The following is a 21,426-nucleotide window of genomic DNA, read 5'->3' on the forward strand; positions in this document are numbered from 1 at the left end:
TTTACTGCCTCCCTTTTTGGTGTTCCTTGAACCAACTTCTAAAATTAGCTTTTCCCGGTGCAGGAAATTCACGGATCGCTGTCCAGGATTTCATAGGTCCAGGTCCTTTAGAAATACTTCCATCCCGTACGAACGGTTTCATAAATGTCGGTGCACCTTTGACAGCCATTTGAAATAAAGATGGGGTGCTTGCACCAATTCCAAAGGCTTTCATGGCTGCCTTCTCACTCGTTTTTGCCATCCCTTTTTCCTTTACATAATTTTCCCGGTGTTTGATTAATTGTTCATGAAGTGGGATTTTTACAGGACAAGCTTCCGTACAGGCAGCACATAAGCTGGATGCAAAGGGAAGTTCTCCATATTCCTCGTAGCCTCCAAGGATAGGGGATAGCACAGCTCCAATTGGTCCCTGGTAAATAGAACCATAGGCATGCCCGCCAATGTGGCGGTAGACAGGACAAACATTTACACAAGCTGCACACCGGATACAATGAAGAGCTGATTGAAACTCCGTACCCAACGCCTTCGAACGTCCAGCATCCAATATAACAAGGTGGAATTCTTTTGGTGCGTCAACACAATCTTCATCCACACCAGGAGTCAAATTGGTCACATAGGTAGTTATTTTTTGACCCACGGCACTTCTGCTTAGCAAATTAATTAAGACGTCCATTTCCTCCCAGGTTGGTACCAGCCGTTCCATACCCATCACCGTTATCTGTGTATCCGGAAAAGTTGTAACCATATTCAAGTTGCCTTCGTTGGTCGCAAGCGATAGAGAGCCAGATTCAGCAATTGCAAAGTTACAACCCGTAATTCCTATATCCGCATCCATAAACACTTCTCGCAGCTGACTTCGGGCAAAAGCTGTTAACTCCCGCGGTTCCTCAGTCCCCATATAGCCTACCTTCGTTTTAAACGTGTCGCGGATCTGTTCTTTATTTTTATGAAGGGATGGAACAACAATATGAGAAGGACGATCCTTATCATCTACCTGTAAAATATATTCAGCAAGGTCTGTTTCATGTACCTTACATCCGACTTCTTCCAGAGCTTCATTCAAACCAATTTCTTCTGTAACCATTGATTTTGATTTGGTTACATTTTTGGCATTCTTTTTCTTAGCAACCTCCTGAATATAAGCGTTTGCATCTTCCGCAGTTTCGGCAAAATACACATGCCCACCGCGTGCAGCGAAATTCTCACTTAATTGATCCAGATAAAAGTCAAGATTCTCCAAGGTGTGCCTGCGAATTTCTTCCCCAGCACTCCTCCATTCTTCCCAATCTCCAATCGTTTCATCGCGTTCGGTTGCGTCGAGTTTTTTATCACGCAATCTATCCTGGGCCGATGCCATCGCAGTAAGCATAAAATCATCCTGCAATGCATCATCCACCCGGTCAAAGAACTGCTTCTCTCCAATTTTCATTGGCATGTAAAAATACCTCCCTTAGGCACGCGTATTTAATATTTGAGCGATATGCTTTACGTTAATTGGAAGTTCCCTGCGATCAATCCGTCCCCCAATGTTCATGAGGCAGCCGCTATCAGAACCAATAAGCACCTCAGCTGTAGACTCCTGAACATGCCTGACTTTTTCATCTACCATTTGTTCGGAAATCGGTGCCATTTTCAACGCAAATGTACCTCCAAACCCACAGCAGTCATAGCTGTTTTTAAGTGGAAGTAATTCAAGACCTTTTACATTTTTCAAAAGTTTAAATGGTGCCTCTGACTCCTTCAGCAATCTGAGCATGTGACATGAGGTATGGTAAGTAGCACGCGCTGGGTAGACTGCTCCTACATCTTCAACTCCCAGAACAGTTACAATAAATTGAGTGAACTCATACGTTTTATCTGCAACAATCTGGGCTTTTTCCTGCCATTCATTGTCCTCTTTAAACAAATTCGGATATTCCTTGAACATTGCTGCACAGGAACCAGAAGGGGTTACAATGTACTCCGAATCTGCAAAAGTGGTAATCATTTGTTTTGCAGCCTTTTGAGCATCTTTTCGATATCCACTGTTGTATGCTGGCTGTCCGCAGCAAATCTGTCCTCCCGGAAAGTCAATGTCACAGCCAAGTCTCTCTAGAACCTCCACTACATCTCTAGCCGCATCCTGATAAAATATTTCACCAAGACAAGTGACAAATAAAGACACTTTCATGATCAATCACTCTCTCATACGTATTTTATAATCTATCTCAATGCTGAACTATCTTTAAGTTTCAATAGTTTACGTATTTCCTCAGCTCATTTATATGTATCTAATCTATTTTTATGTACAAGCCGAACTGGTAGAAGAACCTGTAATACCTGTCGATATAAACTGAATTTTTTTATTATGTATTTAAAAAATCAGGTCAATGGTTGACCTGATTTTATCTGAAATTTCTAACTACGTCAATGTAGTGTTTATATTATTTCTTTTTTTATCTTTCTCATAAAGACAACGCACTCCTAAGATCCCTAATCACTTTAAACTGTTTAGGGACTAACCAAAATCTTAGCGTAGCTTTTATCTTCTGTTAACAATTCCAGACCACCTTCTACAAGATCATCTAGTTTAATTTGTTTTGTAATTACCTGCTTAACTTCAAGTTTACCTTCAGCAATTGATTTAATAACTGCTGGAAAATCATTTGCGTAGGCTAAGCTGAAATTAATATTTACTTCCTTAAATAGCAAAGCATTTGGATCCATTGAAATTTCCTGTGAAAATCCGGCAACTACTAATAGCGTACCTTTCTTTTTAAGAGCAGACAATGCACTTGTAACTGTAGGCTGCGCTCCGGCAGCTTCAAAAGCAACTTCAACACCTTTTCCTGTAATAGCCCTAATTTTTTCTTCTACATTCTCATTCAGTGGATTGATGGTGTGTGTCGCACCCAGTTCTTTAGCTTTATCTAGGCGTTCTTTCGATATGTCAATGACAAATGTTTCTGATGCCCCAGCCGCTTTTGCACATAATAGTAAGAGAAGCCCAATCGGACCTGCACCAAAGATTGCTGTAGATTCCCCAACCTTTAATCCACTTTTTCTTACTGCTCTTTAAAACTAGTTAACTAGTAAAAGAAAAACAGGGAATACCATGCAGTCAAATTTATTGAGCTCCCAAGCCACCATCAATGACAAATTCTGAACCTGTTGAGTAACTTGACTCGTCGGAGGCAAGATATAATACCATGTTAGTGACTTCTTCTGGTTCTCCAGCCTTCTTTAATGGAAAAGCATTGATTAAATCATCATTTATGAGTCCTTCAGTCATTGCGGTTTTTATAAATCCAGGATGAACAGAGTTGACACGTATACCATACTCTCCAAGTTCTAGTGCAGCAGCTTTTGTCATTCCTCTTACAGCAAATTTGGAAGCAGTATAAGCTATTTTCTTATTCGCTCCTATAATTCCCGCAAGTGAAGAAATATTTACAATAGATCCTCCTCCAGCTTTCTTCATAGAAGATACAACGTATTTCATACCTAGAAATACAGATACCTGGTTCACATCGATAACTTTTCGGAAATTTTCTTCCGTAGCTTCTTCCAGGTTTACCTCTGGTAGGTCGATACCTGCATTATTTACTAGAATATTAATCGGTCCAAAGGTTTTTTCCGTTTTACTAACTACATTTTTCCAGTCTTCTGCACTTGTAACATCATGCTTTACAAATATTACATTTTCTCCAAGTTCATTCTCTAGATTTTTCCCATCTTCTTCTAGAATATCTGTAAAAATAACCTTAGCACCTTCAGATGACAATCTCCTAACATGACTTGCTCCCAATCCTCTTGCCCCACCTGTTATAACGACTACTTTATCATCTAATCTACCCATTTAAACATTCCTCCTTAATATCATTTAATTAATTCTCTTATTAGAGCAAACTTCATTATTAGAATATTTGCGAAGTAAACTGTATTCGCTTACACTAAAAGAGAAGTTAATAGGTATTTATTCTTATCCTAATTATAATACGGAGAAAATGAACATCAATCCACAGTTTCTAAAAAACTGTATACATAAGCAACATATTCTAAGAAACTGTTTATTTACGACTAATAAATCCTAGGAGGTAAGTCCGTGCAACTTAAAAATTCTCAAGTAGATCGTCGTATACGCAGAACTAAACGAAACCTTAAAAAAGCGGCAATCAATCTAATGAAAATCAAAGAATATAACAGCATTACTGTTAAAGACATAGTTGCGAGTGCAGATTATAATAGAGCAACATTTTATCGTCACTATCAGGATAAGGAAGATCTTAAAGATCAACTTGTTGATGAATTGCTAGACAAGTTGATCAACGCATTCCGCTATCCTTATAAAAATTCTAAGTTTGTAAATGCGTATAGTCTCACTCCATCTAATGTAAGAATATTTGACTACATTAAAGACAACGCAGATTTTTATATGCTATGGAAAGATTCTGAGGGGATACCCGGATTCCAGGGGAAATTCATTCAAACACTTACAGAACTTTTCAACCAAGACATAGTACACCTATCAAATCAACAGGGAGATATAGACAATGAACTTTTTATTACGTACCGAACATATGGCGTTTGGGGATTAATAATTAATTGGATAAAAAGTGACTTTAAAACACCCTCACAAGATATGGCAAAACAGTTAATTAATATTATAAATTACCATCCACTTAAAATTTATGAAACGAAACACTTTTAGATAATTACATCTATAAAACTATTAATTATATCTCTCCGCTTTTACTACACTGCTAGCTTGACTACTTACTTAGAAATAACTTAACCTGCCTACTGAAACGTTCAATATTGCCCCTTTACTGGTTGGGGGAAAATGTCTAACGACGGCGGGCCCTTACAGTAATATTACAATATTCGCTTTTTAAAATCGACAACTTCTGATATCTGCTAATCTAATATTTTCAAATCGATAGATGGCAGGAAGTGACAGGCACTCCAACTACCTATTCGTCCTCTTCGCTGCAGAGGCATATTCCAAAATACCAGTTCCAAAAATCACGCCGCTTAAATTCAAGATAAATCCAACCACATGATTGATCGTAATCATTAAAAAGAGAGAATTTGAATAAGCACTTTTTAGTCACTATGAGCAAGTAACCCAATAATATATAACGTACACAAAACACATAAGAAAAGTTTTCTCATGTGTTTTTAATACAGGGCTATGATTTGATGGTTCAAAGACGAAATTGAAACTGTTACAAAGTAATATGTTAAAAGCGGACATCTGATAAATGTCCGCTTTCTTGCATGTATAAACCTTTTCCCAGTTCAGCACCACCCTTAGCTACAATCCGAATTTTTTCATTCGGTACTGGAGGCTTTGTCTACTGATGCCAAGGATTTTTGCAGTGTGTGAGATGTTGTTATTATTTTCTTCAAGGACCTGCCGAATATAATGCTTTTCCGCCTCTGCCACCTTATCACGTAATGATCTGGAATCTCCTCCCGATTCAGCAATGGCTGGCATGCCCTTATGCGAATACAACCCCTCATTCATCTTGTATTTTTTCCGGAAGATTACAGGCAGGTCCTGCACACAAATGATCTTTTCATCCATAATCAGGTTCATCGTTCCTTCTATTGTATGCTCCAGTTCTCTAACATTCCCCGGCCAGTCATGCTGGTAAAGAATATGCATTGCTTCTTCACTGATTTTCTTAACATCCATTTGAAATAAAGCATTATACTTTTCGATGAAACGTTGAGAAAGCAGCGAAAGGTCTTTCTTCCGCTCGCGTAGAGGCGGGATGAATAATGTTACGACACTGAGTCGATAATATAAATCTTTTCGTAAACGATTATTGGCGACCGCATCCACTGGATCCTCATTAATGGTGGCGATAATTCGTACATCTACCTCTTTATCTTTCATATCCCCTACTCTTCGAATCGTTTTTTCTTGGATTACGCGTAAAAGCTTCGCCTGGAGTGAGGGGTCAAGCGAATTAATTTCATCCAGCAGCAAGGTCCCCCCATCAGCCTGTTCAAATAGTCCTGGTCTGTCCACTGCCCCGGTAAATGCTCCTTTTTTCGTACCGAATAATAAACTTTCCATTAAACTGTCTGGTATCGCTGCACAATTTTGCGAGATAAAAGAAGCACCTGACCGGTTGCTTCCATTATGTATACTTTGAGCAAATAATTCTTTTCCTGTACCGGTCTCACCTACTATCAGCACAGATGAGGATGTTCGTGTGGCTCTTTTTGATTCTTCAATGACTGACTGGATCACATCACTTTCTCCAATAATCTGATCAAATGTGAATTTTGTGTTTTGCTTACGGAGCACATTTTCCTTAATTATATGTTCCAGCTGCGTTATATCCTTTGCTATCTCAACAGCCCCTGTGATTTTTCCAGCATTGAGGATAGGAAAGGAATCATTAATTGTAGTAATCTCCTTGCCCTTGTTATTGAAATACGTTTGTTTAACGTGTTTCGTGCTCTTCCCCTCCTTTAGCGCTTGGACAAGTGTACTGTTTTGTTTATCATGGAATTTAAAAACATCCAATAGATTCTTGTCTAATACGTCATCGCCTTCCATTGATTCGATTTCCATCATTTTTTTATTATAGATAATGGTCTTCCCTTTTTCATTTATTACGTGAATGCCGACATCAACTTTATCGAGCAGATCTTTATACAATTCATTCATTGCGCTGAGTGAAAGGATATCTTTGGTTGGATTACTATTCATAAAAAATCCCCCTCTTTCAGATTATTTTAATAGAGTACGAGTTATAGTGCAAAGATTAATTGCATCTATCATACACCATCCATTAAATATCGCAAATATTTTTTGCACCTGATCCTCTGTTTTTTTAATAAAGGCTGATTTAATAATGTTTTGAAAAGTTGGCACGTTTTTTGCATATATAAAGGTGAATACATTTTTGGAGGGATATTTATGATAACACCATACACGCATGAACCATTTACAGACTTTTCTGTAGAAGAAAACAAGAAAGCGATGGAAGCAGCGCTTAAGCAAGTAGAATCCAAGCTTGGAAAACATCACGACCTGCTCGTTGGAGGGGAACGGATCTCTACAAAGGAGAAAATCGTTTCTGTAAATCCTGCTAATAAAGAAGAGGTTGTCGGGACGGTTTCAAAAGCAACACAGGAAATTGCGGAGAAAGCTATTCAAACAGCACATGAAGCATTTCAAACATGGAAATATACAAAGGCAATTGATCGTGCCAACATTTTGATGCGTGCAGCTCAAATTGTTCGTCGCAGAAAACATGAATTTTCCGCTTTACTTATTAAAGAAGCCGGAAAGCCATGGAAAGAAGCAGACGCTGATACTGCAGAAGCAATTGACTTTATGGAATATTATGCACGTCAGATGCTGGATCTGGAAAAAGGCAAAGAAATTAACAGCCGCCCAGGTGAATTTAACCGCTACTTCTATGCACCAACAGGTGTAACAGTAACGATTTCACCATGGAACTTCGCGTTTGCAATTATGGCCGGTACCACTGTAGCCCCCCTTGTTACGGGTAACACAGTATTATTGAAGCCTGCAAGTGCAACACCAGTTATTGCAGCTGAATTTGTTGAAGTTCTGCAAGAAGCTGGCGTACCTGAAGGCGTAGTAAACTTCATTCCAGGAAGTGGTGCTGAAGTTGGGGATTATCTTGTGGATCACCCTAAAACATCATTAATTACATTCACTGGTTCCCGTGATGTTGGAACAAGAATGTATGAGCGTGCAGCAGTAGTACAAAAAGAACAGAACCATTTAAAACGCGTGATTGTTGAAATGGGTGGAAAAGATACAGTCGTTGTTGACAAAGATGCCGACCTGGATCTAGCAGCAGAATCTATTGTTGTATCTGCTTTTGCATTTTCTGGTCAAAAATGTTCTGCAGGATCCCGCGCTGTTGTGCTTGAGGAAGTGTATGATGAAGTTCTTGAGAAAGTTATCAAACTTACGAATGAACTTACTGTAGGAGAAGCGAAATCAAATGACATTTATATGGGACCAGTTGTTGATCAGGGTGCCTATGACAAGATTATGAACTATATCGAAATTGGAAAACAAGAAGGACGTCTCGTTGCAGGTGGTACTGGTGATGATTCGAAAGGGTACTTCATTCAGCCAACAATATTTGCTGATGTAGATGTAAATGCACGAATCATGCAGGAAGAAATTTTCGGTCCGGTTGTTGCTTTTGCTAAAGCCAGGGACTTCGACCATGCACTGGAGATCGCTAACAACTCTGAGTATGGCTTAACTGGTGCGGTAATCACGAATAATCGTGATCATATCGACCAGGCTACCATGGAATTCCACGTTGGGAACTTGTATTTTAACCGTAACTGTACAGGTGCAATTGTTGGGTATCATCCATTTGGCGGATTCAAAATGTCAGGAACCGATTCCAAAGCAGGTGGACCTGATTATTTAACACTTCACATGCTTGCAAGAACAGTATCTGAAATGTACTAAGACAGGTTGCGTAAATCAGGCTTGTGCGCGGACCCCATTTGGGAATCCGCGTGCTCAGTCTGTGAACGCATATTTATTTCTAAATTTTTTAAGGAGGAATTACACATGACAACAGCAGCAACGAAAACGAATGAAATTATTGATCAAACAACACAATACGGGGCTCCTAATTACCACCCACTTCCCATTGTTATTTCAGAAGCAGAAGGCGCTTGGGTAAAGGATCCGGAAGGCAACCAATATATGGATATGCTAAGTGCATACTCGGCTGTAAACCAAGGTCATCGTCATCCGAAGATTATTGAAGCATTAAAGAAGCAGGCAGATCGTGTTACCTTAACTTCCCGTGCTTTTCACAATGACCAGCTTGGACCCTTTTACCAAAAAGTTTCCGAAATAACCGGCAAAAATATGGTACTACCAATGAATACAGGCGCAGAAGCCGTTGAAACTGCAGTAAAAGCTGCTAGAAGATGGGCATATGATCAAAAGAATGTAGCTGAGAATCAAGCAGAGATCATCGCATGTGAAGGCAACTTCCATGGAAGGACAATGACAGCGGTTTCTTTATCCTCTGATCCGGATAACAAGCGTGGCTTTGGGCCGATGTTACCAGGTATTAAAGTAATTCCTTACGGTGATATCGAAGCATTGAAAGCTGCAATTACACCGAATACGGCTGGTTTCTTACTTGAGCCCATCCAGGGTGAAGCTGGGATTATCATCCCTCCGGAAGGCTTCCTGAAAGAAGCATATGATGTTTGTAAAAATGAAAATGTACTGTTTATTGCAGATGAAATTCAATCCGGACTTGGCCGATCCGGGAAAATGTTCGCCTGTGACTGGGAAGATGTTAAGCCTGACATGTTTATTCTCGGAAAAGCACTTGGAGGCGGTGTGATGCCAATTTCATGTGTTGTTGCTGACGAAAATGTTTTAAGTGTATTTAATCCAGGTTCACATGGTTCAACTTTCGGTGGTAACCCACTCGCCAGTGCTGTAGCTATTGCCGCTTTGGAAGTAATCCAAGACGAAAAGCTAGCAGATCGCTCTCTTGAGCTTGGTAATTATTTTCAAAAGAAGCTGAAAGAAATTGATAACCCAATCATTAAGGAAGTTCGCGGAAAAGGGTTATTTGTTGGTGTGGAATTACACACGCATGCGCGCCCGTACTGCGAAAAACTAAAAACCGAGGGATTACTCTGTAAAGAAACACATGAAAATGTCATTCGCTTTGCTCCCCCGCTGATCATCAAGCAGGAAGATCTGGACTGGGCAATAGAAAAAATTCAACGGGTTTTATCTAACTAGTATTTTTTACTATAACTCTATGACGAGGTGCAAATAATGGGAACGACAGAAGTTCTGGAAATGGAACAAAAGCAGCAAAAGATTAAAAACGATTCATTGGGTCTCTTTAGTTCTACACAAACGATTATTAATGAAGCCTTGAATTACCTGGGGTATCCGGAAGAAGTGTATGAACTCCTGAAAGAGCCGATACGAATGTTGACTGTAAGAATTCCTGTCCGAATGGATGACGGAAAAATTAAAGTCTTCACTGGCTATCGTGCACAGCATAATGATGCTGTTGGTCCTACAAAAGGGGGCGTACGTTTTCATCCGGAAGTAAATGAAACCGAAGTAAAGGCGCTTGCCATGTGGATGAGCTTAAAATGTGGTATCGTTGACCTTCCCTATGGTGGTGGTAAAGGCGGTATTATTTGTGATCCAAGAGAGATGTCCTTTCGCGAGCTGGAAGGTTTAAGCCGCGGTTATGTACGCGCAATCAGTCAGATCGTTGGGCCAACGAAGGATATTCCAGCACCAGATGTATTTACAAATTCGCAGATCATGGCTTGGATGATGGATGAATACAGCAGTCTTAGAGAATTTGATTCGCCAGGATTCATCACAGGAAAGCCCATTGTACTTGGTGGTTCCCACGGTCGTGAAACTGCAACAGCAAGAGGAGTAACGATTTGCGTTGAAGAAGCAGCAAGGAAAAAAGGGATTGGATTAAAAGGAGCCCGTATAATCATTCAGGGCTTTGGTAATGCAGGCAGCTACCTATCCAAATTCATGCATGACGCTGGGGCAAAGGTAGTTGGAATTTCCGATGCTCATGGGGCACTCTATGATCAAAATGGACTGGATATTGATTATTTACTTGATCGTCGTGACAGTTATGGTACGGTTACCAACTTATTTAGTACCACGATTAGTAACAAAGAGCTACTTGAACAAGAGTGCGACATTCTTATTCCTGCCGCTGTCGCCAATCAAATTACGATTGAAAATGCAAAGGATATTAAAGCGTCAATAATTGTAGAAGCAGCGAATGGCCCAACTACCTTAGAAGCTACCAAAATAGTAACCAAACGCGGCATATTACTTGTGCCTGATGTACTTGCGAGCTCTGGAGGGGTAACTGTATCCTACTTTGAGTGGGTACAGAACAACCAAGGATACTATTGGACCGAAGAAGAAGTTCTAAGGAAATTACGTATCATTTTAGTAGATTCATTTGAGAAAGTTTATGAAGCTTCTAACAAACACCAGGTAGATATGCGTCTGGCTGCCTATATCGTTGGTATTCGAAAAATGGCTGAGGCATCCCGTTTTAGAGGATGGGTATAATTTCAAAATGAAAGCCATTTCGTTTATACGGAAATGAAAATTTTATAAAAGGAAAGGTGAAATCGTGAAGGATATTTTTCAAACCGTTTACAGTCCTTGCTGTGGTACAGTGGAAAAGATTTTTGTTGAACCGATGTCTTATGTGTATGAATGGGAAAAGTTAGTTTTAATCAAGACAAATGAAGAAAAGGAAATAGAAGTATCCATAGGTGTCAGCGGAAACATCACTGCCCTGGAAATTTCACAGGGTCAATACGTAACTCCTGATACGGCTCTAGCTGTTCTAAAAGATGATTTGGAAATTACCGGGAGCGATTAGTAGATTTATTGGTGAGGGGATGACCTCCCCTCACCAAGATCACTTTAATAAACAAATGAAGTTCAGCGTTTTATCATCTTCGTTTTAAGATATTTGCCGTTCCAAGTACCGCTATCGCGATGCTCATGATGACCGCATACATCCATGACGCCTGAATATTAGATGAAAATCAAAGCCATTCTCCTCTGTACAAAGAACTGATTATTACATTCCTGATATACTCAGCACAACCAGCGTTTACCATTCTTTTAAATTAAGTGTCGTTTTTTATTAACCGACTAGATACAACCTAGATGGGGGATACAATATGAATATTAATATTGAAGATAGAAAAATCAATATCTGGTGGGCATTATTGCCACTAGTGGTTATGATTACAGCAATGATCTTAACAATCATCGTTTATGAAGGTGAACCTCATATTCCGCTGATTATTGGTACAGGTGCAGCTGCTCTGGTAGCTTGGAAGCAAGGTTATAAATGGAAAGAAATCGAAGAAATGATGTTCCGCGGTATTCGCCTCGCTCTTCCAGCAGTACTTATTATCATGCTGGTTGGTCTGACAATAGGCGCCTGGATTGGTGGAGGTATCGTTGCTACGATGATCTATTTTGGACTGAAAGTGATTGCTCCGTCTATTTTTTTGGTAACGATTACAATCATTTGTGGAATTGTAGCATTGACGGTAGGAAGCTCATGGGCCACAATGGGAACAATTGGTGTTGCTGGCATGGGAATCGGCATTAGTATGGGTATCCCGGCACCAATGGTAGCAGGCGCTGTCATTTCCGGAGCTTATTTCGGAGATAAAATGTCTCCACTATCCGACACCACCAACCTTGCAGCGGGACTGACAGACACGGATTTATTCACGCATATCAAACATATGCTTTTCACTACCGTTCCTGGTTTATTGATCGCTCTTAGTGTTTTTGCCTATTTAGGAAAAGATTTCGGAAAAGATTCGATTGAGAGTGCAAGCATTTCGCAAACAATCACTGACATGCAGGCAAATTTCGTTATTTCTCCGTATCTTTTACTGGTACCATTACTTGTTATTGTCCTGGTCGCATTTAAAATACCTGCCATTCCAGCAATAGCAGTAGGGGTAATTATGGGCTTCTTTGCCCAAATTATAGTTCAGGGCGATTCTGTCGCCAGCGCACTTGATGTATTACAGAATGGGTATGCTATTGACACATCAAACGAGATGGTATCTGAGTTATTCAATCGTGGTGGTCTCATGTCTATGATGTATACTGTTTCTATGACTATTGTAGCAATGACATTCGGCGGTATACTGGAATACTCCGGCATGCTGCGGGCAATGATGGACCAGCTGTTAAAAATAGTCAAAACTACAGGATCGCTTATCGCATCAACTCTAGGCGCTTGCTTTTTGACGAACGCAACTTGTTCAGAGCAATATATTTCCATTGTCGTGCCATCCAGAATGTTTGCCAGTGTATACAAGGAAAAAGGCCTGCAATCGAAAAACCTTTCCAGGTCACTGGAAGATGGGGGCACACTGACTTCTGTCTTTATCCCATGGAATACATGTGGAGTGTTTATTTACAGCACATTAGGGGTGCACGCTTTTGCTTATGCGCCATACGCTATTTTAAATCTTGCCGTCCCAATGATTGCATTGTTTTATGCTTTCACAGGTATTACCATTGCAAAAATTGATAAAAACGAAGCGGGTACAGCAGAAAAGGAAGAAACAGCTTAATTGGTCAGAAAACTTATGCAGAGGACGGGTACAAATGAAAATAACTACGATAGAAGTATTTGCAATAGAACTGCCATTGGTCAAGCCATTTGTAATCAGCTATGCAACCTATGATACGATGTCCTCAGTAATTGTTAAACTTACAACAGATGACGGCACAATCGGTTATGGCGAGGGTGTAGCTGATGAACATGTTACTGGCGAAACAGTAGATAGTATCTTTCATACAGTAACGAAAACGCTTGCCCCACAGATGATCGGCGAGAATCCGATGAACATGGAACGGATTCATGATGTCATGGACAAGGCTATTTATGGCGCACCTACCGCTAAGGCTGCTATCGATATTGCCTGCTATGATGCAGTTGGAAAAGCACTCGGGGTTCCAGCCTACGTTTTACTCGGAGGTCGTTACCATAAAAAATTTCCGATCACACATGTTTTGAGTATTGATTCACCGGAAAAGATGGCTGACGATGCGGAAAAACATGTAAACAAAGGATATACTTCTTTTAAAATGAAAGTCGGCTACAACGTTGATGAAGATGTCGAACGCATCAAAGCAGTAAAGAAACGGGTAGGAGACAAAATTGCTATTCGTGTGGATGTTAACCAGGGCTGGAAATCAGCAGCAGCTACATTACATGCTTTACATAAGCTGGAAAATGTAGCACTGGATTGGCTTGAACAGCCAGTTGTAGCCGATGACATCGATGCCTTGGCAGAGATTAAAGTAAAAGCAGCCATGCCAATTATGGTCGATGAAGGTCTTCGTGGTTTTAAAGAAATGCGTGAGATTATAGCTAAACGAGCAGCAGATAAAGCAAATATAAAACTGATGAAATGTGGTGGAATGTACCCTGCTGCAAAGCTGGCAGCAATGGCTGAAATGGCTGGAATTGACTGTCAGGTCGGCTCGATGGTCGAGTCATCCATCGGCTCTGCAGCAGGATTCCATGTAGCATTTTCCAAAAAGACGATTACAAGTGTGGAATTAACTGGCCCATTGAAATTTTCAAAAGACGTCGGTAACCTGGCGTACGATGTTCCATTTATTGAATTAAATGAACAGCCGGGGTTGGGAATTGATATTGATGAGTCGGTATTGAAAGAATTAACCGCTTATTCAAAGAAGGTGTAAAAATGAGTGATACTATTATAACAACAGGAAAACTTCAGGTATCCGGACAACCTTTTGACATCAGATTTCTGAAAGTCAGTGATATTCCTGAGATTCTGGATCTTCAGCAATTAGTAGACAAGAAAATGGAAGTTCCTGCATTTCTCCAGCCATTGAGTGAGAAAGAATACCAGAATATCCTGTCAGGGAATGGCTTTATGATAGGCGTCTTCGTCAATGAAAAAATGATCGCATTCCGGGCCATGCTCATTCCAGAAATCGATGAAGACGAACATCTGGGAATAGATGCAGGCCTTTCGAGAAATGAACGCGGGAAAATGATCTATTCGGAAATTTCCAATGTCCACCCTGATTTCCGTGGTAATCGGCTGCAAACGTACATGGGCGAACTCGTTATGGAACATGTTGACAAGGAACGTTTTCACTATGCAGCAACCACTGTCGCGCCACTCAATATACCCAGCATCAAAGACAAGCTCGTACTGGGTATGGAGATTATTGAACTGAAGGAGAAATATAACGGAAAGCTGCGATATATCCTGTTTCGGGACTTTACAGAAGATAGGAAGCCACCAAATGTTGCTGAACAACAAACCATCAGCATGGACAACATCGAAGAACAAGTAAAACTACTTAACCAAGGCTACAAAGGAGTAGCCCTTCAAGAAAAAGACGGTAAATGGCACGTTAAATACGTGGGCGGTGCTTAGTGCCTGTCAATTCCCGGTTTTTGTCGAATAATATTAGTTATCCCTTAAGTTAACAGGGGGTAGATATCCAATAAAACAAAAAATCGTTACACTGAGCGGGATGCTTGGTGCAACGATTTTTTGATACACAGATTTATTTAATGCTTCTTAAAAGTATATAGACATAAACACATTCTAAAGTGGAGTTACTCGAAATATAGTTGACAACTAAACTGGCAAGCTATTCGACAAAATCTGCCAAATGTCGGGGAGTGACAGGCACCCCCAGTATCAGCTCTTCTAATAGTGTGGGTATTTCTTCAAAGGCGTTTTTTATGTGCAGCCGCTCGGTTCGTTTATGTGCATCTTTTCCGTATGGTCCGATATTTAATACGGGTGCGTTCAATTTTTGCATTCCTTCGAATGGAATGGTGTAGCTGTCATTCCAAACAGGTGTATTTTCTTCAAACGCAGTCCACCCATCGCTTGATCCACTATAATTCACATAACTCAAATCACACAGCCCGTTAAAATAATGAATTCGTTCCATCGTAAGCCCATATTTTTCTTTCGCTCTTTCCATAACAAACTCAATGCATCCTTCAACTAGTTCATTCCCAGTTGAATTGACTGCAGGATAGTATGGCGGAGCAAATAATAGGACGATGGAAGGAGCCAATTCCTGGCATTGAATCATTAATTTATCAGCGATTCGCAACGATTTCTCACGCTCATCCCAATCTTCACGAAACTGAATATCCGCTTTAACCGTCTCAATAAATTCCGCCCCGAATTTGTTTCTAGCATAGTCAAGCAGATCATGATAGCGAATTACTTTAACACTCCCGATAGGTTCCACTTTATTTTTACGGCACACTCGAAGATAATCTTCATTACACTTTTCTGCTGCAACATCAGCGGTTCGTTCAAAAAGGTCAAAAATTTCAGAGGCGCTTTGCTTCAATAAAAAAACATTATAGAGCGCCACTGATCGGTAAGGTGTTTGTGTGGAATATTCCAGCCTCAAATCCCTTTGCTGTAATGTTACGGGAAGAGGTGTTGTTTCACCAAGCTCGGTTTCCTGAAAAGTATCGTTCCACTCCATTTCCTGTGTTAAAAAAGAAGCAATATAAGGGGAAGTCATCCCACTTAGAGGCTCCCCCGCATGTGTTTCTTTTCCATAAAAAAGGGCAGCAGGCATAATTTTACCCATTGTACCTGTATAAATATAATGACTCTCATCCTTAGGTTCTTGCGTAAAAACTGGTTCACTATTTAAAAATATTTTATAATACAAACCAAATTGCTCTGCCAAATCCAGCAGTACAGGAACAGCGCACCTCATACCGGAAGAATTTATTTCCTCATCTGGAACGGTCAGTAAGACTAAGTTAATTGGCCAGTTTTCAATACTAGCTTTTTCAATTAAATGCATATGCATGGCTAGTCCCATTTTCATGTCCATTGTTCCGCGCCCAAATAAGTATTCACCTGATTTTAAATCGCTGAGTACATCCTTTGGCAATTCATCCTGCCTCTCAAGTAAAAACTTCGTAAGCTCCTCAGGCTGTGTCGCCAAAGCTTCAAAGTCTCCATATTCTTCTGTATTTACTGTATCGAAATGGCTGATTAAACAAATGGTATCCTTTGCATCCGGATGCTTATACAACGCTGTTAAGAATTGCCTCCTTAAATCAGCATCGTGTAGAGCAAGCCTTTCCGGAAATTCCTGAAAATAGGCCAAATCTTGTAATTTAGCCTGCAACTTCATCGGAAATTGACGTTCCCCTTCTGACAGGGTCATGCTTTTCCAGCTGACAATTTCGGATAGCAAAGAACGAAGTGCATCCGGAGTCCCCCATTTTTGTTCACACATGTAAATTCACCTCATTAGTAATCTGTTAGAACAGTCTAATTCAAAATCTATTTTCTTACAACCGGGCACGTAAGACAAGTAGGCCCCCCGGTTCCTTTATAGGAGATTTCATTTCCTTTATACTCATAAACAGTAGCTCCAGCTTTCTCTAACTGTGATTTTATATCATCATTACCAGTAGTTATCATACAAACGCGTGGTGCTAGTGCTAATACATTACAGCCTAAATTCATGTATTCTCTCTGGCTGACTTCTATTAACTTAATTCCCCGTTCTATTAATAATTGGCGGAAAAATACAGGCATTAACGGGGAATAAACAACCGCCAGATTCTGATCAACCATGCTGATGAATGACATAAGGTGCAAACACTCTTCTTCTCCCTTATCATGCGGAAGGGCAACGACGATAAATTCATCCACCAATCCTGCTGTCATCTCTTTTAATTGACGGATAGCTTCATCATTTGTCCGATACCCGCGTCCTACCACAAGAGTCCGTTCATCCAGCCAAACAATATCTCCACCGTCCGCTACTGCATCTCCTGATAGTTCGCCGATGATTGGAATGTTCTTTCTTTTCAAATAGTGCTTATAGACATCCGCTTCCGGTTGTCTTAATTTCTTCCCTGACTTTAAAATGATGGCACCCTCGTTAGTAAATTTCACAGGATCATGAGCATATAACGAATCAAGTCCCGTCGTGCTGATTGCAGGTAAGAAATCAATTTGATCAACATGTTCCCCCAAAACAGTCAAAAACTGCTCATATTCCTTTAAGGCCTCTTCATAATCAGGCTCTTCAATATAATTGAATTCCTCCCATTTCTCTCTTAAATGATTTTGGCTAATAAATGCATCACGTGGATGTTTTACAATAACATGCTCCAATTTACCAACCATTGAATTACAATAGGTCATCATTATCAACCTTTCACTTCAGTAATAGTTTCATCTAAAAATCATTTTCAACGTAAGCAAATTATCCAACTGAATAAGAAGGAATAGAAATTTATTTACTAACCTTCTGCTTTAAAAAGGGTTAGAAACGCAATGACAGACAACTCAATCCACCATCATGCTTTTGAAATTCGGACATTTCTACTTCAATTGTTTGATATCCCGCATCATTCATTTTCTTTTTAGTAGCTGGATATCCTTCTGGGATAATGACAAAATCATTCACACGAATGCAGTTCGCTGAATATTCATCTTCATCCGGAATAATAATCTTTTCATACTGACTGAAATCCGGGTGATTCATGAATTCTCCTGCTGCCACGATCAGATTATCTCCAAGATACGCAATTCCTGTTTTTAAATGGAAAAATTCCTTTAATGGGACAATTGTTGCCTTATATTGAGAATTCTCAAGAATTTGCTTTAGCTGCTTTGCCCCTTCTTCATTTGTGCGCTCTGAAATGCCAATGTAGAAATGATCGTCAACCTGTAGTACATCACCACCATCAAGCGTACCAGGAGCATTTATATAGCGGATATCCTTGTAAAATTCTTTTAGAACAGGCTCCATTTCTGTAATTTCATCAGCCCGTGAATTAGCTCCTGGATTGGTAACAACCGCAAATTCAGGTGTTACAACCGCTGTATCTTCCACAAATGTTGAATCAGGAAATTCTTCACTCGCTGATAATTCTCTAACCTCCACATTACACTTTTTTAATGCTTCGATATATGCTTCGTGCTGGACGAGCAGTTTATCGAAAACAGGTTCACCTAGGTCACTAGTTGTTAATCCGTTTAAGTAGCTTCTTCCTGGTTTTTTAACAATGGTTTGCTTAAACATTTTAATTCCTCCATGTCTGTTTTTATTTATCTGAAAATACTGTACCATCGATTCGATGTCGTCAGTTATAAAGTGATTTTCCGTATTGTGGAATTATATTCCGTTAATAAGAAAAGGTAAATCAATTATAATCACTTACGTTATAAACTGTCAAACTATTTTGTAACCGCCAGCTGACTAACTGGCGGTCGTGAAATATACGGATTTAAATTTTCTTCTCTTTTTTATCTTCTGTTTCAACTGGGTCTATCTCATCATCGTAAAAAACTTTAAAATTCGGATCAACCACACCCATGCCCAGGTGGCGTGCTTTAAAATCTTTTAGTAGAGCAAAAAATTTGGGACTCAACAGCAGGATGGCTAAAATGTTTGCAAAAATCGGTAACGCTGTCGTCATATCTGCAAATAACCACACAACAGTACCTGGCATTCCTATTGATACTGCAATTAATACGAGTAAAAAACCCGGAATTGGATAACACCATTTATAAATCGTTAAAATCCTACCTTTTAATGGTGAATTACCTAATAAATAACGGAGAATAACTTCAATTTGCGCGTAGATACCAGATGAAGTAGTTAACCCGAATAATAATACACCTACCGCTATCACCATTCGTCCCGCCGTACCAATACCAGTTTCAAAAGCTGCCAGCGTAAGTTCGGCACCATCGAGCCCTGTGGTCCACGTATTCGTAATAATGATTACAAGTGAAGTAATACTGCAAATTATAAAGGTGTCTACGAATACTTCAAAAGCCCCTAATAATCCTTGACGTACAGGATGGTCTGTTTTTGCAGAGGCATGGATCATTGCTGAAGAACCCCAGCCTGCTTCGTTACTGAATACAGCTCGTGACATTCCTAATCGAATAGCCGCCGCCACTGCTGCTCCGGCAAAACCACCTACTGCACTGGTTGGATTGAAAGCGCTGTTAAAAATTAATGCAAATGCATCGGGAAGTAATTCAAAATTAATTCCTATAATATACACACCTGCCAGAATGTAAAATATAATCATGAACGGTACAACTTTAGCGGCAATTTTACCAAGACCGGAAAGACCGCCACTAATTAAGATATACAATAATATCGTATAAACCGCACTAACTAAAATCTGATTCATTGAAAATGTAGTGGCAACAGCCTCTGATACCGTATAATTCTGAACAGTTAATATAAATCCTGTACCAAAACCAAAGATAAAAATAAAGTTCAGTACTTTATATAGTTTTTTATGTTTCTTTTCTTCAAATAACCCTTTTCTGATGTAATATGTCGGACCACCGTAAATCTCCCCATTTTTATCCCGAGAACGGTAATGGACAGCAAGCGTAACCTCTGTCATTTTAATCAGCTTTCCAATAATGCCCGCAACCCACATCCAAAAAACAGCTCCAGGACCACCGAGGGCAATCGCCGCAGCAACCCCACCGATATTTCCCACACCAACCGTTGCACCAATCGATAAACTGATTGCCTCAAATGGAGTTAGTATCCCTTCACCCTTCTTATCACCTTTTGGTTTTTTCAGGTGTTTCGTGCTTTCCCTCATAATCAGCGGGAAGCGGAGAATTTGAAAAAAACCGGATCGGACTGTTAAAAACAGACCAACGACCAAGATAGTAACGATTAGCGGTATTCCCCATAATACCTCCCAAACAATAAATTCAACCCATGCCATATAATTAACCTCCTCCTATTTTTATTGTTGATTGATTCTGTTATTTTCCATTATACGGAAACAAATTCCTCTAAAAGAAAATGTTTTTTTAATTATAATCACATATCACAAAAACATCAAGAGAATTTTTTGATTTTTTTAAAAATAAAATTTAATTAATTAATGAATTTTATGAATTGAGAGGTTTGTCCTAAAGAATAGAAGTGCTGACTTTGAAGTAAATGGTAATTCCTGTAAATTAACGCGCGGTTTGAGGGGAAAACTGGGAGTTTAAAATTTTGGATAAAAAAAGGCAAACCGTAGTTCGCCCATAGAGTTCTATTCAAGTCGCTGATTACCAAATTTGATACTTATTTCTTTTGCAGCTAAGCATACATTTTTGATTAAAAAATCCGTTCGATCTTCCGTCAAATTAAAATTGACAAAGCGGATCCCAACTGCTCCCTGCACCTCTCCATGATGATTTGTAACTGGTGCAGCAACCGATGTCGTACCTTCTGTCAGCTCATTTTCACTCAAAGCGTACCCTTTCTCCCTGATTCTGTTTAAGTAATTAATAAATTTTTCCTGTTCCGATGGTGCTATAAGCGAACCGACTATTTTTTCCATTTCCCGCTGTTCCATAAATGCCAGCATTACATGATTTGATGCTCCAATGTGCATCGATATACGTGATCCTATTTTGTCATATACGCGAATTGCACCACTACTACTGTCAATTCGTTCAATAATTAACGATTCATTCCCCATAGGTTTATATAAGTACACGCTCTCATCCAGCGTCTTCATTAACTTTTCCAGTTCTGGTCGTGTTTGACTCACATAATCAATTGTGTCGTATATTAACAAACCATACTCAAGCCAAATACTGCCAATTCCGTAAAATTTAGTCCTCGGATCCTGCTCAATCAGCCGGTGTTTCATCATCGCTCGTAAAATACGATGCAAAGTGCTTATAGGCAGATCAGTTTCATTTGCCAATTCAGAAATAGACAGCTTATTTTCCGGAGATTTAGAAAGAAGAATATGTATAATGTTCATCGCTCTATCAATGGATTGCATACCAAACCAACTC

At 39.7% G+C, this 21,426-nt stretch carries 19 protein-coding genes; 9 read left to right on the top strand and 10 right to left on the bottom strand.

Features of this window, described 5'->3' with window-relative positions:
• Position 1: 1 nt before the first annotated feature.
• The 3 genes from QGM71_RS06675 to QGM71_RS06685 form a co-directional block, all read right to left on the bottom strand.
• Positions 2 to 1,435 (bottom strand): LutB/LldF family L-lactate oxidation iron-sulfur protein, encoded by a 1,434-nt coding sequence (locus QGM71_RS06675; RefSeq protein WP_327606748.1) that lies wholly within the window; start codon positions 1,433 to 1,435, stop codon positions 2 to 4.
• 15 nt (positions 1,436 to 1,450) lie between these two features.
• The gene (locus QGM71_RS06680) at positions 1,451 to 2,170 is read right to left on the bottom strand and encodes a (Fe-S)-binding protein (protein WP_327606749.1); all 720 of its coding nucleotides are present in this window, start codon (positions 2,168 to 2,170) and stop codon (positions 1,451 to 1,453) included.
• Positions 2,171 to 2,490: 320 nt separating this feature from the next.
• Positions 2,491 to 2,991, bottom strand: a complete 501-nt coding sequence (locus QGM71_RS06685; protein WP_327607052.1) for a zinc-binding dehydrogenase — start codon at positions 2,989 to 2,991, stop codon at positions 2,491 to 2,493.
• On the opposite strand from QGM71_RS06685, the gene QGM71_RS06690 reads away from it, so the two are divergent.
• Positions 2,927 to 3,058, top strand: coding sequence for a hypothetical protein (locus QGM71_RS06690; RefSeq protein ID WP_327606750.1), 132 nt, complete (start codon positions 2,927 to 2,929; stop codon positions 3,056 to 3,058). The genes QGM71_RS06685 and QGM71_RS06690 overlap by 65 nt on opposite strands.
• A 48-nt stretch (positions 3,059 to 3,106) precedes the next feature.
• Here the strand turns inward: QGM71_RS06690 and QGM71_RS06695 are convergent, their stop codons facing one another.
• Positions 3,107 to 3,838 (bottom strand): glucose 1-dehydrogenase, encoded by a 732-nt coding sequence (locus QGM71_RS06695; protein ID WP_327606751.1) that lies wholly within the window; start codon positions 3,836 to 3,838, stop codon positions 3,107 to 3,109.
• Positions 3,839 to 4,084: 246 nt separating this feature from the next.
• Between QGM71_RS06695 and QGM71_RS06700 the strand changes: the two genes are divergently transcribed.
• Positions 4,085 to 4,690 (top strand): TetR/AcrR family transcriptional regulator, encoded by a 606-nt coding sequence (locus QGM71_RS06700; protein ID WP_327606752.1) that lies wholly within the window; start codon positions 4,085 to 4,087, stop codon positions 4,688 to 4,690.
• Positions 4,691 to 5,296: 606 nt separating this feature from the next.
• Here the strand turns inward: QGM71_RS06700 and QGM71_RS06705 are convergent.
• Positions 5,297 to 6,709, bottom strand: coding sequence for a sigma-54 interaction domain-containing protein (locus QGM71_RS06705; protein WP_327606753.1), 1,413 nt, complete (start codon positions 6,707 to 6,709; stop codon positions 5,297 to 5,299).
• 210 nt (positions 6,710 to 6,919) lie between these two features.
• On the opposite strand from QGM71_RS06705, the gene pruA reads away from it, so the two are divergent.
• From pruA to QGM71_RS06740, 7 genes are all read left to right on the top strand, one after another.
• On the top strand, positions 6,920 to 8,467 hold the full coding sequence (gene pruA / locus QGM71_RS06710) for an L-glutamate gamma-semialdehyde dehydrogenase (RefSeq protein WP_327606754.1): 1,548 nt from the start codon (positions 6,920 to 6,922) through the stop codon (positions 8,465 to 8,467).
• Between the two features lie 105 nt (positions 8,468 to 8,572).
• Positions 8,573 to 9,778 (top strand): ornithine--oxo-acid transaminase, encoded by a 1,206-nt coding sequence (locus tag QGM71_RS06715; RefSeq protein WP_327606755.1) that lies wholly within the window; start codon positions 8,573 to 8,575, stop codon positions 9,776 to 9,778.
• A gap of 60 nt (positions 9,779 to 9,838) precedes the next feature.
• The gene (locus QGM71_RS06720; RefSeq protein ID WP_327607053.1) at positions 9,839 to 11,107 is read left to right on the top strand and encodes a Glu/Leu/Phe/Val family dehydrogenase; all 1,269 of its coding nucleotides are present in this window, start codon (positions 9,839 to 9,841) and stop codon (positions 11,105 to 11,107) included.
• Between the two features lie 64 nt (positions 11,108 to 11,171).
• On the top strand, positions 11,172 to 11,426 hold the full coding sequence (locus QGM71_RS06725) for a biotin/lipoyl-binding protein (protein ID WP_327606756.1): 255 nt from the start codon (positions 11,172 to 11,174) through the stop codon (positions 11,424 to 11,426).
• Between the two features lie 307 nt (positions 11,427 to 11,733).
• Entirely contained in the window at positions 11,734 to 13,158 is a 1,425-nt protein-coding gene (nhaC, locus tag QGM71_RS06730) for a Na+/H+ antiporter NhaC (protein WP_327606757.1), read from the top strand.
• A gap of 34 nt (positions 13,159 to 13,192) precedes the next feature.
• Positions 13,193 to 14,299 (top strand): mandelate racemase/muconate lactonizing enzyme family protein, encoded by a 1,107-nt coding sequence (locus tag QGM71_RS06735; protein WP_327606758.1) that lies wholly within the window; start codon positions 13,193 to 13,195, stop codon positions 14,297 to 14,299.
• Positions 14,300 to 14,301: 2 nt separating this feature from the next.
• Positions 14,302 to 15,009, top strand: coding sequence for a GNAT family N-acetyltransferase (locus QGM71_RS06740; protein ID WP_327606759.1), 708 nt, complete (start codon positions 14,302 to 14,304; stop codon positions 15,007 to 15,009).
• A 220-nt stretch (positions 15,010 to 15,229) separates the two neighbouring features.
• Here QGM71_RS06740 and QGM71_RS06745 read toward each other — a convergent pair whose 3' ends face one another.
• From QGM71_RS06745 to QGM71_RS06765, 5 genes are all read right to left on the bottom strand, one after another.
• Positions 15,230 to 16,864, bottom strand: coding sequence for a M20/M25/M40 family metallo-hydrolase (locus QGM71_RS06745; RefSeq protein WP_327606760.1), 1,635 nt, complete (start codon positions 16,862 to 16,864; stop codon positions 15,230 to 15,232).
• A gap of 47 nt (positions 16,865 to 16,911) precedes the next feature.
• Complete coding sequence (locus QGM71_RS06750) at positions 16,912 to 17,784, bottom strand: dimethylarginine dimethylaminohydrolase family protein (RefSeq protein ID WP_327606761.1); 873 nt, start codon at positions 17,782 to 17,784, stop codon at positions 16,912 to 16,914.
• 121 nt (positions 17,785 to 17,905) lie between these two features.
• A complete protein-coding gene (locus QGM71_RS06755) occupies positions 17,906 to 18,667 on the bottom strand; it encodes a dimethylarginine dimethylaminohydrolase family protein (protein ID WP_327606762.1) in 762 nt (253 codons plus the stop codon).
• 205 nt (positions 18,668 to 18,872) lie between these two features.
• Positions 18,873 to 20,351: an alanine/glycine:cation symporter family protein gene (locus tag QGM71_RS06760; RefSeq protein WP_327606763.1), complete on the bottom strand. Its 1,479-nt coding sequence runs from the start codon at positions 20,349 to 20,351 to the stop codon at positions 18,873 to 18,875.
• A gap of 318 nt (positions 20,352 to 20,669) precedes the next feature.
• The gene (locus tag QGM71_RS06765; protein WP_327606764.1) at positions 20,670 to 21,413 is read right to left on the bottom strand and encodes an IclR family transcriptional regulator; all 744 of its coding nucleotides are present in this window, start codon (positions 21,411 to 21,413) and stop codon (positions 20,670 to 20,672) included.
• Between the last annotated feature and the right edge of the window lie 13 nt (positions 21,414 to 21,426).

This window comes from Virgibacillus tibetensis, from assembly GCF_036026595.1.
GTDB classification, from domain to species: Bacteria; Bacillota; Bacilli; order Bacillales; family Amphibacillaceae; genus Virgibacillus_P; species Virgibacillus_P tibetensis.

Coding starts and splice junctions, on each gene's coding strand:
- nhaC (WP_327606757.1), top strand. CDS start 11,734: ATGAATATTAATATTGAAGATAGAAAAATCAATATCTGGTGGGCATTA.
- QGM71_RS06715 (WP_327606755.1), top strand. CDS start 8,573: ATGACAACAGCAGCAACGAAAACGAATGAAATTATTGATCAAACAACA.
- QGM71_RS06740 (WP_327606759.1), top strand. CDS start 14,302: ATGAGTGATACTATTATAACAACAGGAAAACTTCAGGTATCCGGACAA.
- QGM71_RS06750 (WP_327606761.1), bottom strand. CDS start 17,784: ATGACCTATTGTAATTCAATGGTTGGTAAATTGGAGCATGTTATTGTA.
- QGM71_RS06695 (WP_327606751.1), bottom strand. CDS start 3,838: ATGGGTAGATTAGATGATAAAGTAGTCGTTATAACAGGTGGGGCAAGA.
- QGM71_RS06720 (WP_327607053.1), top strand. CDS start 9,839: ATGGAACAAAAGCAGCAAAAGATTAAAAACGATTCATTGGGTCTCTTT.
- QGM71_RS06675 (WP_327606748.1), bottom strand. CDS start 1,435: ATGCCAATGAAAATTGGAGAGAAGCAGTTCTTTGACCGGGTGGATGAT.
- QGM71_RS06735 (WP_327606758.1), top strand. CDS start 13,193: ATGAAAATAACTACGATAGAAGTATTTGCAATAGAACTGCCATTGGTC.
- QGM71_RS06760 (WP_327606763.1), bottom strand. CDS start 20,351: ATGGCATGGGTTGAATTTATTGTTTGGGAGGTATTATGGGGAATACCG.
- pruA (WP_327606754.1), top strand. CDS start 6,920: ATGATAACACCATACACGCATGAACCATTTACAGACTTTTCTGTAGAA.
- QGM71_RS06705 (WP_327606753.1), bottom strand. CDS start 6,709: ATGAATAGTAATCCAACCAAAGATATCCTTTCACTCAGCGCAATGAAT.
- QGM71_RS06690 (WP_327606750.1), top strand. CDS start 2,927: ATGTCAATGACAAATGTTTCTGATGCCCCAGCCGCTTTTGCACATAAT.
- QGM71_RS06765 (WP_327606764.1), bottom strand. CDS start 21,413: ATGCAATCCATTGATAGAGCGATGAACATTATACATATTCTTCTTTCT.
- QGM71_RS06745 (WP_327606760.1), bottom strand. CDS start 16,864: ATGTGTGAACAAAAATGGGGGACTCCGGATGCACTTCGTTCTTTGCTA.
- QGM71_RS06755 (WP_327606762.1), bottom strand. CDS start 18,667: ATGTTTAAGCAAACCATTGTTAAAAAACCAGGAAGAAGCTACTTAAAC.
- QGM71_RS06680 (WP_327606749.1), bottom strand. CDS start 2,170: ATGAAAGTGTCTTTATTTGTCACTTGTCTTGGTGAAATATTTTATCAG.